The sequence below is a fragment of the Chryseobacterium taeanense genome, from assembly GCF_900099685.1.
Classification (GTDB): Bacteria; Bacteroidota; Bacteroidia; order Flavobacteriales; family Weeksellaceae; genus Chryseobacterium; species Chryseobacterium taeanense.
Map to the genome: position 1 here is coordinate 13,475 of NZ_FNDW01000005.1, position 14,384 is coordinate 27,858.

The 14,384-nt window shown below is 35.3% G+C and carries 13 protein-coding genes and 3 tRNA genes; all 16 read left to right on the forward strand.

The window, feature by feature from the left end:
* Positions 1–44 precede the first annotated feature (44 nt).
* Complete coding sequence (locus tag BLR30_RS08650; protein WP_089857214.1) at positions 45–539, forward strand: lipocalin family protein; 495 nt, start codon at positions 45–47, stop codon at positions 537–539.
* Between the two features lie 20 nt (positions 540–559).
* Positions 560–1,249 carry a YiaD family glycine zipper/OmpA-like lipoprotein gene (locus BLR30_RS08655; RefSeq protein ID WP_089857216.1) on the forward strand — a complete coding sequence of 230 codons (690 nt, stop codon included), beginning with the start codon at positions 560–562 and terminating at the stop codon, positions 1,247–1,249.
* A 108-nt stretch (positions 1,250–1,357) separates the two neighbouring features.
* Positions 1,358–2,245, forward strand: a complete 888-nt coding sequence (locus BLR30_RS08660; protein ID WP_089857219.1) for a decaprenyl-phosphate phosphoribosyltransferase — start codon at positions 1,358–1,360, stop codon at positions 2,243–2,245.
* A complete protein-coding gene (locus tag BLR30_RS08665; protein WP_089857221.1) occupies positions 2,242–3,558 on the forward strand; it encodes an FAD-binding oxidoreductase in 1,317 nt (438 codons plus the stop codon). Before BLR30_RS08660 ends, BLR30_RS08665 begins: the two co-directional genes overlap by 4 nt.
* Positions 3,559–3,563: 5 nt before the next feature.
* Positions 3,564–4,289: an SDR family NAD(P)-dependent oxidoreductase gene (locus BLR30_RS08670; RefSeq protein ID WP_089857223.1), complete on the forward strand. Its 726-nt coding sequence runs from the start codon at positions 3,564–3,566 to the stop codon at positions 4,287–4,289.
* A gap of 106 nt (positions 4,290–4,395) precedes the next feature.
* The gene (locus BLR30_RS08675; RefSeq protein ID WP_089857225.1) at positions 4,396–4,983 is read left to right on the forward strand and encodes an HAD family hydrolase; all 588 of its coding nucleotides are present in this window, start codon (positions 4,396–4,398) and stop codon (positions 4,981–4,983) included.
* Positions 4,984–5,099: 116 nt separating this feature from the next.
* Positions 5,100–6,275, forward strand: coding sequence for a cysteine desulfurase family protein (locus tag BLR30_RS08680; RefSeq protein ID WP_089857227.1), 1,176 nt, complete (start codon positions 5,100–5,102; stop codon positions 6,273–6,275).
* 82 nt (positions 6,276–6,357) lie between these two features.
* On the forward strand, positions 6,358–6,675 hold the full coding sequence (gene trxA / locus BLR30_RS08685; protein ID WP_042721093.1) for a thioredoxin: 318 nt from the start codon (positions 6,358–6,360) through the stop codon (positions 6,673–6,675).
* Between the two features lie 126 nt (positions 6,676–6,801).
* Positions 6,802–6,875, forward strand: a tRNA-Asp gene (locus BLR30_RS08690).
* Between the two features lie 30 nt (positions 6,876–6,905).
* A tRNA-Asp gene (locus BLR30_RS08695) sits at positions 6,906–6,979 on the forward strand.
* 30 nt (positions 6,980–7,009) lie between these two features.
* A tRNA-Asp gene (locus tag BLR30_RS08700) sits at positions 7,010–7,083 on the forward strand.
* A 394-nt stretch (positions 7,084–7,477) separates the two neighbouring features.
* Positions 7,478–8,908, forward strand: coding sequence for an SDR family oxidoreductase (locus BLR30_RS08705; protein WP_089857229.1), 1,431 nt, complete (start codon positions 7,478–7,480; stop codon positions 8,906–8,908).
* A gap of 91 nt (positions 8,909–8,999) precedes the next feature.
* Positions 9,000–9,677 (forward strand): TetR/AcrR family transcriptional regulator, encoded by a 678-nt coding sequence (locus BLR30_RS08710; protein ID WP_089857231.1) that lies wholly within the window; start codon positions 9,000–9,002, stop codon positions 9,675–9,677.
* A gap of 10 nt (positions 9,678–9,687) precedes the next feature.
* Positions 9,688–11,361 carry a peptidase domain-containing ABC transporter gene (locus tag BLR30_RS08715; protein WP_089857233.1) on the forward strand — a complete coding sequence of 558 codons (1,674 nt, stop codon included), beginning with the start codon at positions 9,688–9,690 and terminating at the stop codon, positions 11,359–11,361.
* A 3-nt stretch (positions 11,362–11,364) separates the two neighbouring features.
* Positions 11,365–12,681, forward strand: a complete 1,317-nt coding sequence (locus BLR30_RS08720) for an HlyD family secretion protein (RefSeq protein WP_089857235.1) — start codon at positions 11,365–11,367, stop codon at positions 12,679–12,681.
* Complete coding sequence (locus tag BLR30_RS08725; RefSeq protein WP_089857238.1) at positions 12,662–14,068, forward strand: TolC family protein; 1,407 nt, start codon at positions 12,662–12,664, stop codon at positions 14,066–14,068. The genes BLR30_RS08720 and BLR30_RS08725 overlap by 20 nt, the downstream gene beginning before the upstream one ends.
* Positions 14,069–14,384 lie beyond the last annotated feature (316 nt).

Here is a 14,384-nt window from a genome sequence, read left to right on the forward strand (position 1 = left end):
GGTTTTTTGTAATTTTATTATAACAAATAATAATAAACTACAAAATGAAAAAGTTACTATTTACAGGGATGTTAGGTGCATCACTTTTTGCGGTGTCTTGTTCCGGAGTAAAAAATGCCCAAACGGCTCAAAGTCAGAGGTCAGAATTTCTAAAAATGAAAGGTGACTGGCAAATCGTTAGTATCAATTATGATAAAGAATTTAAAATTAAACCATTTGATGATGGCATTGATGCGCAGTGCTTTGTAGGAAGTCACTGGAGACTGATTCCTAATAACTGGACAGGTGCTTACACCGTGAACGGGGGAGGAACGTGTGGCGCAGGATTTACACAGCCTATCAAAGTTGATGTGACAAGCGGAAATACTTTCAGTTTCAAGAAAATAGCAGAAGGTACAAAGGCAAAGCAAAATACTATGGGTTATACACTTACCCTTATCAGTCAGTCGACAGACCAGTTTTCACTAGAACAGAATATTCCTTTTGACGGAGAAAATGTAAGAGTTGTTTACAACTTTGAAAGAACAGGAATGAAGTAATTAACATAAAATAATAAACAATGAAATTTACAAAAACAAATATAGGAGGCCTATTTTTAGCGTCAGCATTAGTACTTACCAGCTGTGAGGCAGTAAAGAACTCAAATCACCAGCAAAGAGGGACCGCAGTTGGAGTAGCATCAGGAGCCGTAATCGGAGGTATTTTAGGAAATAATGTAGGAAAAGGAGGAAATGGTGCTATTGGAGCAGTTTTAGGTGGAGTAATTGGTGGTGTCGCCGGTAATGTAATCGGTTCTAAAATGGATAAACAGGCTAGAGAAATTAAAGAAACATTGCCTGGTGCTGAAGTGGAAAGAGTAGGAGACGGTATTAAAATTACATTAAACGAAAGTATCGTAAATTTTGATTTCGATTCTTCTGCACTTACAGGTGCTGCCCAGAACAATCTTGATAAATTAGCTCAGGTTCTTATCAATAATCCTGACACCAATATCAATATTTACGGACATACAGACAGCAAGGGCAGCGATTCTTACAATATGTCTCTTTCGGAAAGAAGAGCAAATTCTGTAAAAAGCTATCTTATAGGTAAAGGAATTGCGTCAGGAAGAATGTTTGCAAAAGGGGAAGGCGAGAGTATGCCAATAGCAACAAACGATACCGATGCAGGAAGAGCAAAAAACAGAAGAGTGGAGTTTGCCATTACAGCCAATGAGAAAATGATTAATGACGCAAAGAACGGACAATAGTAATTAAACATATAAATATTTTCATCAATAACCGCATTTGCGGTTATTTTTGTATTTTTATCGTAATATTCTCTGAAAATTATTATTTTTGTATCTGAAATAACATAGATGAAGAAATATTTAAAACTGCTCCGTGTCGAGCAATGGGTAAAAAACCTGTTTGTTTTTGTTCCGTTATTTTTCTCCGGAAACATAAAAAATATCGATTTACTTACTAAAAGTATTTTCGCGTTCATTATTTTCTCTTTGGCGGCAAGTGTCGTTTATATTCTGAACGACTATAATGATATCGAAGCAGACCGCAAACATCCCGAAAAAAGAAAAAGGCCTCTGGCGAGTGGCGCGATTTCAAAATCTCAGGCTATAGGTATTTTCGTAATCCTTATAGTTCTTGATATTTCGCTGGTGTTTTTTGCACAGTCTTATTTTCATGAGAATCTCTGGAAATTCGCAATCATCATAGGATCTTATTTTTTAATGAATCTGGCTTATACATTCAGATTAAAGCACGTTCCTATTATTGATATTTCTATTATTGCTTTGGGGTTTGTTCTCAGAGTTTTAGCAGGAGGATACATCACCGGAATTACTATTTCCCAATGGGCTATTTTACTTACTTTTGTGCTGGCGTTGGTACTTGCCATCGGTAAAAGGAGAGGAGAACTTATCAATGCCCAGGTTTCTGGAAAAACAAGAAAAGCTTTAGACGGATATAATGTGCAGTTTGCTGATATTGCTCTTTCAATTTCGGTAACGCTGGCAATCGTCTGTTATATTATGTTTACGCTTTCACCGGAAGTTCAGGCAAAATTCCATCAACGTGTTTTTTATACAGTAATATTTGTTGTATTTGCTTTTTTGAGATATCTGCAGCAAACGTTGGTGTACAACAGAACAGAATCTCCTACCAAGATCGTCTACCGCGACAGGTATATTCAGATCACTTTACTGCTTTGGGTTGCTACATTTTTAATTCAAATTTATTTTAAAAAATGAAGCCGAATTTTATACAGAAAGTGACCAATTGGGGAAATTATCCGATTGTAGAAAAGGAAATGAGGTCTGATGACAGTTTCCGGAAAATAAAAGATTTTGTATTAAATAATAATGAGGTTATTGCAAGAGGGAATGGTAGGTGCTATGGAGATGCTTCATTGGGAGAGCATATATTTTCTACAAAAAAACTAAATAAATTTATCAGTTTCGACAGATTGAACGGAATCATTGAATGTGAATCCGGCGTTCTGCTTTCTGATGTTCTTGAAATTACAGTTCCACAGGGTTATTTTCTGTATGTAACTCCAGGTACAAAATTTATTTCTGTAGGAGGTGCCATTGCATCAGATGTTCATGGTAAAAATCACCACATGGAAGGTTGCTTTTCAGAATATGTTGTTGAGTTTAAATTAATGATTGAAAACGGCGATATTATCACCTGTTCTAGGGAAGAAAACCAAGATAAATTCTGGGCTACCATTGGAGGAATGGGACTTACAGGAATTATTCTTACTGCAAAATTCCGCTTAAAAAATATTCAGACAGCATATATACGCCAGGAAAGTATTAAAGCGGAAAACCTTGATGAAATTTTCAGTTTGTTTGAAGAAAGTGAGAACTGGACTTATACTGTAGCCTGGATCGACTGTCTTCAGAAAGGGAAAAATATCGGCAGAAGTATTTTAATGAGAGGCGAACATGCTTTTCAGCAAGAGCTTCCGCAACATTTAAAAGAAAAACCTCTGAGGCTTAAGAAAAAGTTTGAACCAACCGTGCCGTTTTATTTCCCGGGATTTGTTTTAAATGCCTTGACGGTAAAGATTTTTAATTTTTTTTATTTTAAAAAACAGTCTAAAAAAGAAGTGACGAATATCATTGATTATGAAACATTCTTTTATCCTTTGGATTTCGTAAAAGACTGGAATAAAATTTACGGAAAATCTGGGTTTATCCAATATCAGATGATGATCCCGAAGCAGACAGGTAAAGAAGGAATGAAAAAAATTCTCGAAACCATTGCCAATAGCGGAAACGGATCTTTTCTGGCTGTTTTGAAGCTGTACGGAAAAGAAAATCCACAGGCTTACAACTCTTTTCCTTTTGAAGGATATTCTTTGGCGCTGGATTTTAAGGTAAATTCAAAACTAAAAAAACTGATTGACCAACTGGATGATATTGTTGAAGAGTATAATGGAAGAATTTATCTTACCAAAGACAGTATGAGCAGGTCTTCGCTTACCAATTATCTCAAAAATGTTCAAAGTTCAAAATTTGTGTCTTTGCAGCATAAAAGAATTATTAATAATATTTAACACAGATGATTGTTATAGGGAGTACATCGGAAGTCGCACAGGCTTTTGTGGAAGAAGCTTTGAGGGAAGGAGAAAAATTTGAAAAAATTTATCTTATCACCTCCAGTAGGGATACTTCTGAAAGATTTGCAAGGCATATTGATGTAAAGTTTCTTCAGCAGGCTGAGGTTATTGAGATTGATCTAATGAAAGATATCGATTACAGCCAGTTTGAAAATATCAGTTCAAACGTTTTGTTTTGCGCCGCAGGATACTTAGGCGACGGGACAGAAGATGGATTGTATGATAATAAAAATACGGAAAGAATAATTGACATCAATTATGCGAAGCTGGTGCCGGTACTCAATTATTTTGCACAAAAATTTGAAAGCAGGAGGTCAGGGACAATTATCGGGCTTTCGTCTGTAGCAGGAGATCGTGGGAGGCAAAGTAATTTTATTTACGGCAGCGCAAAAGCAGCATTTACAGCCTATCTTAGTGGCTTAAGAAATTATTTTTCCGACAAAAAAGTACACGTCCTTACAGTGAAACCTGGCTTTATGGCAACAAAAATGACGGAAGGACTGCCTTTAAACCCTAAATTGACAGCAACGCCCGAACAGGCTGCGCGCTGTATCTTTAAAGCTTTTAAGAAAAAGAGAAATGTGGTGTATGTATTGCCTATTTGGGGTGTAATAATGTTCGTTATCAGAAATATTCCTGAGTTTATTTTTAAAAAATTAAAACTGTAATTACTTATAATCAAGTTTTTTAAAATGATTTTATTTAATTGAAATTATTTTTAATAAAAATATCTTTACGACATTTGCGTTACAATAAATTAAACGAAAAATTCCAATGAAGAAATTGTATTGTTTTGATTTTGACGGAACTCTGACTTATAAGGATACTATGTTTATGTATCTTAAGTTTTATGATCCTGTGAAATTCAGATTACAGTTTTTAAAGCATATTCCGCTTTTTGCTTTACTAAAGTTCAGGCTTTTAGAAGCCGAAAAAGTAAAAAAGAGCTTTATTGGTTCCATTCTTAGAGGACAGACACAGGAAAAAATAGAAAAAAAATCCAGACAGTTTTTTGAACTGCATTATCCGAAAATCATAAGGGAAAATGCATTGGATTTTATCCAGAATATCGACAGAGAAAATACGCACAGTCTTTTGGTAACCGCTTCTCTTGATATTTGGGCTAAACCTTTTGCTGAGGCATTTCAAATGAAGCTGGTAGCGACAAGAGCCGAGTTCAAAAATGGTATTTTTACTGGAAATTTTATTGGCAAAAACTGCAACGGAAAGGAAAAACTGATCCGGATTCAGGAAGAAATTATCAATAAGAAATATGATAAAACCATTGCTTTCGGAGATACTTCAGGAGATAAGCCAATGCTTCAATGGGCAAATGAGGGACATTATCAATTTTTTCACTAATTTTGGGTACTGAAAATGAATGTATAGGATTTAGCTTTTACTTAAGCTAATATAGTCCTTATGTATGTGTTTTCAGGTGCAATCATATTCCGTAGAAATAAAATCTTCAAAGTAAAATGAATAAAATATACTTAGATAACGCTGCTACAACCCCTCTTTCAGAAGAAGTTATCGATGCCATGGTAGATACCATGAAAATGAATTTTGGAAATCCTTCTTCAACGCACAGTTTTGGTCAGGAAGCAAAGATTCTTATCGAAAATGTAAGGAGACAGGTGGCAGATTATCTTCACGTTACTCCTGCCGAGATTATCTTCACCTCTTGCGGTACAGAATCCAACAATATGATTATCAAATCGGCTGTTGAGCATTTGGGAGTACACAGAATCATAAGCTCTCCTCTGGAACATAAATGTGTTTCTGAAAGTATTCTCGATATGAAGAATAGAAAGGGAGTAGAAGTGAACTATATTCGGCCTAATGAAAAAGGAGATATTGATCTTGCGAAACTGGAAGAATTACTGAAATCTTCGGATAAAAAAACATTGGTAAGTTTAATGCACGCCAATAATGAAATAGGTAATCTTACTGATATAAAAAAAGTAGCTGAACTGTGTAAGACCTATCAGGCGCTTTTCCATTCGGATACAGTACAAACGATGGCTCATATGGCGCTGGATTTTTCTGACATACAGGTGGATTTTGCGTCATGCAGTGCTCATAAATTTCATGGACCTAAAGGTATAGGTTTTGCCTTTATAAGAAAATCAAGCGGATTAAAAGGAATTATTACTGGAGGACCACAAGAAAGGACTCTAAGAGCGGGTACAGAGAATGTGGCGGGAATTGTTGGTTTAGGAAAAGCTTTGGAGATTTCTCTTAATAACTTGGAAGAATATGCCAGTCATATGCAGGATATTAAATCTTATGCCGTAGAAAAACTTACAGAAGCCGTTCCCGGAATTAAATTTAATGGCAGAAGTTCAGAAAAAGATACAAGTCTTTACACCGTGTTAAGCGCTTTACTACCTTACAAAAATTCTTTAATAGGTCTTCAACTGGATATGATGGGGATTGCAATTTCACAAGGTAGTGCATGTTCTTCCGGTGCTTCAAAGCCTTCTATGGTCATGATGATGGTTCTGTCTGAAGAAGAAATAGATCATTGTACTCCTCTAAGAATTTCGTTTAGCCATCTTACTACAAAAAATGATATTGATGCTTTAGCTGATGCCTTGCATGAAATTTCTAAAGATTTTGTTATAGAAAATACAAATGTCGAGCATAGATAATTCTATCGCTTAAATGGCGTAATTTTGGGTTTCTATTCATGGAGATAAGAATATAATATTAATTTAAATAAAAAAACAAAAAATGGCTTTAGAAATTACAGACAGCTCATTTCAGGAAACGGTTTTAAAATCAGATAAGCCGGTATTAGTAGATTTTTGGGCAGTATGGTGTGGACCTTGCAGAACATTGGGACCAATCATCGAAGAGGTGGCAACAGATTTTGAAGGGAAAGCAGTAGTAGGAAAAGTAGATGTAGACAACAATCAGGATATTTCAATGCAGTATGGTATCAGAAATATTCCTACAGTCCTTATCTTTAAGAACGGTGAGGTTGTTGATAAATTAGTTGGAGTAACTCCAAAACATGTGATCGCTGAAAAACTAAGTGCTCACTTATAAAATAATAAGTTTGATAATGAATGCCTTCCAATTTTGGGAGGCTTTTTTTTGGAAAATAATTTGCACGTAAGGAAAAAAGTCGTACTTTTGCCATCACAAAAAAGAAACAAGCTCTTTATAAAAAATGATCCGGTAGTTCAGCTGGTTAGAATGCCGCCCTGTCACGGCGGAGGTCGCGGGTTCGAGTCCCGTCCGGATCGCAGAAGTTTTATCAATTTCTTTAAAAAATTGATCCGGTAGTTCAGCTGGTTAGAATGCCGCCCTGTCACGGCGGAGGTCGCGGGTTCGAGTCCCGTCCGGATCGCAGAAGTTTTATCAATTTCTTTAAAAAATTGATCCGGTAGTTCAGCTGGTTAGAATGCCGCCCTGTCACGGCGGAGGTCGCGGGTTCGAGTCCCGTCCGGATCGCAACTATTACATCAAAATAGTACAAAACGCTTTAAAATGTATGTTTTAAAGCGTTTTTTTATTCCTTCCTGTTTATCCCATAGATTAAAAAATTAAACTCAAAATCTTATCCACGCCTAATCTGGTCTGACTGCTGATGGATGAATTTTGATGTTGCTTTTATAGTGCTAAAATTTTTTAATATCAGTAAACTAATCTGGTAGAAACAATTCGGATAGTTTAAATCTCCTAAAAACAGCCAATTCAAACTCAATAAACAAATTACTCTGTAAAATGGAATCGAGTGAAGTGAACGAAAGTTATCTGACAAAAAAGAAAGATTATTTTGGACATCTCCGGAAAAAGGTATAATTTTCTCTATAACTGAAAAAGCTTAATTACCAAACCAAATTTTATGAGAAAAATTCTACTTACCGGAGCTACCGGATATATTGGGAAACGAATGATTAATGTAATTGCAGCTCAGGGCTATCAGGTTATCTGCTGTTGCAGAGATAAAAGCCGCTTTTCCAAAAGTGTAGATGTAGACGACGCGCAGATTGAAGTGGTAGAAGTAGATTTTCTGAAACCTGAAACACTGGGAAATATTCCGAAAGATATTTGCGGAGCGTACTATCTGATGCATTCAATGAGCAACAGCAAGGATTATGCAGAAATTGAAAGACAATGTGCGATTAATTTCTCTAATTATATTGAGACGACCGACTGTAAACACATCATTTATCTTTCCGGTTTGGCAAATGAAAAAGAGCTTTCTAAACATCTGAATTCAAGATTTGAAGTCGAAAAAATTCTGATGACATGTAAAGTTCCGGCAACGGTTTTAAGAGCGGGAATTATTATTGGTTCTGGAAGCGCTTCTTTTGAAATTATCAGGGATTTGGTAGAGAAATTACCGGTAATGATCGCTCCAAAATGGCTTCACACCAAATGTCAGCCTATAGGAATTGCCAACGTTCTGGATTTTCTGATTTTTACCCTCTTTAAAGAAAAAGCTTATCATAAAAATTTTGACATTGGTTGTGATGATGTGTTGACGTATAAACAAATGCTTTTAGAATTTGCTAAAATAAGAGGATTGAAAAGAAAAATTTTCACTGTTCCCGTAATGACTCCGAAGCTGTCTTCATATTGGCTGTATTTTATCACTTCTACGTCTTACAATCTTGCTTCTGCTTTGGTTGGAAGTATGAAAATCGAAGTCGTCTGCAGACCCGAAAGTCTTTCTGAAATCAAACAAATTACCGGAGTCAAACCATTTTCTTATGATACGGCTTTAAGAAGAACTTTAGCAAAAATTCAGGATAATGAAATTATTTCCAGTTGGAAAGATAGTTTTGTCAGCAGCAGAAGCGATTCAAGTCTGAAAGATTATCTTGATGTGCCTAAACATGGTTGTTTTACAGATTTGCGGACAGCTGAATATGATGACCGTGAACAGTGTGTCAATAGAGTTTTTTCGTTAGGGGGAGCTAACGGCTGGTATGGGCAAAATCTCTGGAAAATTCGTGGCTTTCTGGATTTACTGGTTGGCGGACCAGGTTTGAGACGTGGACGAACACATCCTGATAATCTACATGAAGGCGATGCGCTGGATTTTTGGCGCGTTCTGTATGCCGATAAAGAAGAGGGAAAGCTCATTCTATTCGCAGAAATGAAACTTCCGGGAGAAGCTTGGTTGATGTTTAAGGTTTATAAAGGAAAGCTCTGGCAAAAAGCAGTTTTCAGACCACATGGATTGACGGGAAGACTGTATTGGTATTCTGTCCTGCCGTTTCATGGAATCATTTTTAAAGGAATGGTAAGAAAACTTGCAGGAAGGTAAAAGAATAAATTTGATAGTAATACTATTATTAAAAATAATTTTACTATAAATGGTATAAATATTGCTATTGATAAAAGTAGTATTAATAGTAATGGAATTTCAATTAAAATTTAAAGTCAACGAGCATCTTTACCTTAAAGATCCTGAAAATAGCGAAATAGGAAAAGCCATCGTGAAGAATTCTATAGAATTAATTCATGAAATGGGCTTTGAAAATTTTACATTTAGAAAACTTGCTCTGAAGATAGGTTCTACAGAAGCAACAATTTATCGTTATTTCTCTTCCAAACACAAGTTGCTTACCTATATTTTGAACTGGTACTGGTCATATCTTGAATTTATCTCAAAGTTTCGATTATCGGAAATAAACGAGCCAAAAGATAAAATAGAAAAGCTGTTGAACATTATCACACATCATGAGGACTACGAAAATAATATTGAAGATTATGATTTGCGAAAGCTTCATGATATCGTTATTTCTGAAAGTAGCAAATCATATCTTGTAAAGGATGTTGATGAAATCAACAAAGAGATGGTTTTCAGTCCATTAAAAAGCCTGTGTAATTTTATAGGTGAAATCATTATACAGGCAAAGCCTGATTTCCCTTATCCTAAATCTTTTGCAAGTACTTTACTGGAAACCTCTCATAATCAGCATTTTTTTAGTGAGCACCTGCCAAGGCTTACAGATAATGATGTAGAAAGAAAAGGACACAAAAAATATGTTTTGGATTATTTGCGTTTCATCACTTTTACTCTGATAAAATAAAAATACACAAATGGAAATCTCTTCTAAAAAATATGGTTATAATCTTTTTAAATATATTACAAAAGAAAAAAAAGATGTTACCAATGTTTATTTTTATGCCATACTTAATGGTTTGGTGCAACTGACTGTTCCGCTCGGGATACAATCCATTGTGAGTTTTGTAATGGGAGCCACTATGGCTACTTCTATCTATATCCTCATCGCATTCGTTGTTTTGGGTACATGGCTGGTAGGTTATTTTAGGCTCAAGGTAATGCAGATTATAGAAAAGATCCAACAAAAGATATTTGTTGAATTCTCCATAGCATTTTCAGAAAAACTTCCTAAAATTAATCTTTCTGAAACTAGGAAATACTATCTGCCAGAGTTGGTTAATCGGTTTTTTGATACGCAAAGTCTTCAAAAAGGGATATCAAAAATTTTACTTGAAATTCCCACTGCATTAATTCAGATTTTTTTTGGCATCCTGTTGCTTTCATTTTATCATCCGCTGTTTTTGGTTTTTGGTGCGCTCGTTATCATTTGCGTGGTTATTATCTTCAGATTTACAATGGAGAGTGGAATTAAATCAAGCATCGAAGAAAGTGACAAAAAATATGAAGTAGCTTCCTGGCTGGAAGACATTGCGGCATCCATCAAGACTTTTAAACTTAATTCCCAAACCGAAATTCACCTCAAAGGAACAGATGAAAGGGTGGTTGATTATCTTGACCATCGAACATCTCATTTTCGCGTTTTGATTTTTCAGTATAAAACCATCATTGCTTTTAAAGTAATAATTACGTTGTTAATGCTTGTTATCGGAACTTACCTTTTAGTGAATCAGCAGCTTAATATAGGGGCATTTATCGCTACTGAAATCGTAGTTCTCAGCATTATGATGGCTGTGGAAAAACTGATTATCAGCCTTGAAAGTTATTATGACGTTATTGCAGCATTGGCAAAACTTCATAAAGTAACAGAACTTCCGGAAGAAAATACGGGCACCCTTACTTTTGAAGAACAGAAAAGTGGTTTTGATATCAAGTTTAAGGACGTAAATTTCACCTTCAACGACTACCAGAAAATTCTTGAAGATGTAAATTTTAATATTTCTGAAAATACGTTAACTATTATATCAGGGCAATTAGGTTCAGGCAAATCTTTACTTATCAATATGATGACCGGCTTTTATGAACCCACCTCCGGAAGTATTCTTTTTGATAAAATTCCACTGAAAAATATTGATAAAATATCACTTAGGAACCAGATAGGAATGTATCTGGAGGATATGACCATCATCAAAGGAACAGTATATGAAAACATTATTCTTGGCCACAATGAAACATCTGCAGAACAGATTCTGGATATTGCAGAAGAGATAGGCATTGAAAACTTCTCAAGCCAGTTCAGCAACGGGTTTTTTACTGAAATCAGCGAAACAGATACGGAAATATCATTGAGTTCGAAAAAGAAAATTCTTCTTTTGAGAGCTTTGGCAGGTGGAAGAAGATTATTGATTCTTGACGACCCGCTTGACGGAATGGATGATGACTTTAAAACTAAAATGACATCATATCTCATACGACGTAAACAAACGACTACAGTTATTATCGTATCACAAGACCAGATGCTTATCAGTAATGCAGATCAGCATCTTCATCTGGAAGAAGGAACTGTTAAGAATTTATTTAATAAAAATTAAAAAATGAAACTGAAATCTTTAGATAAAATATATCTCATCAATAAAAAATCAAGAGTAAAAAGATGGTTTCTCTTTATATTTATCGGAGGTATTATCGTTTTATTTTTGCCCTGGACACAAAATATAAAAGTTACAGGAAATGTAAGTACGCTCTATCAGGAACAGCGTCCGCAACAACTGAATTCCCCGATTCCGGGAAGAATTATCAAATGGTATGTGAAAAATGGAGATTATGTAAAAAAAGGCGATACTTTGCTTCAGCTCTCTGAGGTAAAAGAAGATTATCTGGATCCGCTTTTGGTAAAGAGAACGGAAATACAAGTGGAAGCTAAAAAAGGTGTGAGAGATTATTACGAAGCCAAAGTAGGAACTACCAACAGCCAGATCCAGGCTTTGAATTCTGCGAGAGATTTAAAATTAAACCAGCTTAAAGTAAAAATCAGTCAGCTAAACAATAAATTGGCAGGAGAGGAGGCCGAACTGGAAGCGGCGAAAAACGAACTTAGAATGACATCAGATCAATACGAAAGACAGAGAAAAATGTATGATGAAGGTCTGGTATCACTCACACAATTCCAGCAAAGAAGTATCTCTTATCAGAACGCGCTGGCAAAAAAAACGGCAACCGAAAATAAACTGGCGCAAACCCGTCAGGAAATTGTAAATGTGGGTATCGAACAAAGCACTACCATCCAGGATTATAATGAAAAACTGAGTAAAACCGAAGGTGATCGTTTTCAAAGTATGGGGCAAATTGAAGGAAGTGACGGCGATATTGCAAAGCTCGAAAATCAGGTGGCCAATTACAGAGCCAGACAAGGATTGTATTTTGTGATTGCTTCGCAGGACGGACAGTTAGTGCAGATCAACAAAGCCGGAATAGGGGAGATTCTTAAGGATGGTGAAAGTATTGGTGTAATTGTACCTGAAAAAGTAGATTATGCTGTTGAAATTTATATCAAACCTGTAGACCTGCCTTTGATAAAAGAGGGACAACGTGTGATGTGTATTTTTGATGGTTTTCCGGCGATTGTTTTCTCAGGATGGCCCAACTCAAGCTACGGAACTTTTGCAGGTAAAGTAATTGCTGTAGAAAATAATATCAGTGCTAACGGAATGTTCAAAGCTTTGGTGATTCAGGATAAAAATGAAAAACAATGGCCACCGAAAATCAAAATGGGAACAGGTGTACAGGGCATTGCTATTTTGAATGACGTTCCTGTCTGGTATGAATTATGGCGAAATATCAACGGATTTCCACCGGATTATTATGAAGTGAAAAACGAAAAATCTGCAAAAGATGAAAAGTCTAAAAAATAAAATTTCAGCGCTTCTCATTCTGTTGTGTATTCAATTTTCTTTTGCGCAGGATTCTCTGAAACTTTCTCATCAGGAATTTCTGAATATTGTGAAGAATTATCACCCGCTGTCTTTCAAATATCAACTTCAGAATAAAATCGCCAAAGCAGAGATTACCAAAGCAAGAGGTAATTTTGATCCGGTCATTGCCGGAAAACTTGGCGAGAAAAATATTGACGGAACACAATATTACGAACAGAAAAATGTAGAGCTTGGAATTCCGACCTGGTACGGAATCGACCTTACCGGAAGTTATAATTATTTGGATGGAGAAAAAATTAATAACAGCGATACAAAAGGAGGCTTGTATCAATTCGGGATCACAATTCCTCTGGCAAAAAATCTACTGTATGACAAGAGAAGAGCAATGCTAGATCAGGCAAAATTCGGATTGAAAATGACGGAAGCCGAACAGACCGTTCTCACCAACAACCTTCTTCTGGATGCTGAAAATACGTATTGGGAATGGGTGAAAAATTATGAAATCTACAAATTACAGAAATCTGCGGTTGAAATTAACCGAAAAAGGCTTAATCTTACCAAAAAAACGTATGAATTCGGAGAAAGACCGGCAATTGATACGGTGGAAGCTTCATCTCAATTGCAGAGTTTTGAGCTTCAGGAAAGAGACGCTTATTTGAATTTTGTAAAAAGCACTCAGGAACTTCAGATGTATTTTTGGAAACAAAATCAGGAGTTTTATGAAATTGGAAAGCTTATTTTCCCGTCTTCGGGTCTTGAGGAGCATTCCGCATATACCGATTATGAATTTCTGGTGCAGAATTTAGAATCTAAACAGCTTCAGAATCATGCTTCACAGGAATATTATTTTCAGAAACAGAATATACTGGAAAGCGAAAGAAGGCTGAAATGGCAAAGTTTTCTTCCAAAATTAGATTTCACGTATAATTTTTTCAATAAAGAGAATTACCGTGCCGATTTTCTTCCTTTGTTTGATAATAATTTTCAGTACGGACTAAAGCTGGAAATTCCAATATTTCAGAGACAGGCAAGAGCAGATTATGAAATTGCCAAGCTGAAAATTTCTCAAAACCAGCAGGATTCTCAGCTTAAAATTCGTGAACTGAGCACAAAAATTGAAACCTATAAAAATGAAGTGAATAATTATTTCACACAGATTGATATTTCTACGAAGAATCTGAATAATTATCAAAGACTTCTGAATGCAGAAGAAATGAGATTCAGCAATGGGGAAAGTTCATTATTTCTGATCAATTCGAGAGAAAATAAACTTTTGGAGGCAAAAGAAAAGAACCTTGAACTCAAAGCTAAATTCCTTAAAAGTTATAATAAACTTAAATGGCTGAATGAGAATTTTTTGAGGTGAGAATTTTAAATGATATGAATAAGAAAGTGTTTATTTTATTCGCTATTAAATTTTGATAGTAAACTTGTTTAAACTAATTTCAGCATTAACCGCAAAAGTTGCAAAAGATAATCACAATGAAATGATTGTATATTTAAAGTTTTTAAAAGAATAAAAATCGAAGATTTTTTAAGCTATTGTAATCTTTTTCATTTGTAATTATCAACTTTAAATAAAATTTAAGCTCGTCTTTTGCAACTTTTGAGGTCATATAAAAGTTTAAACAGCCATAGTATTAAGATTAAAAAGTCTTTAAGTCCAATGGATATAGATTCTT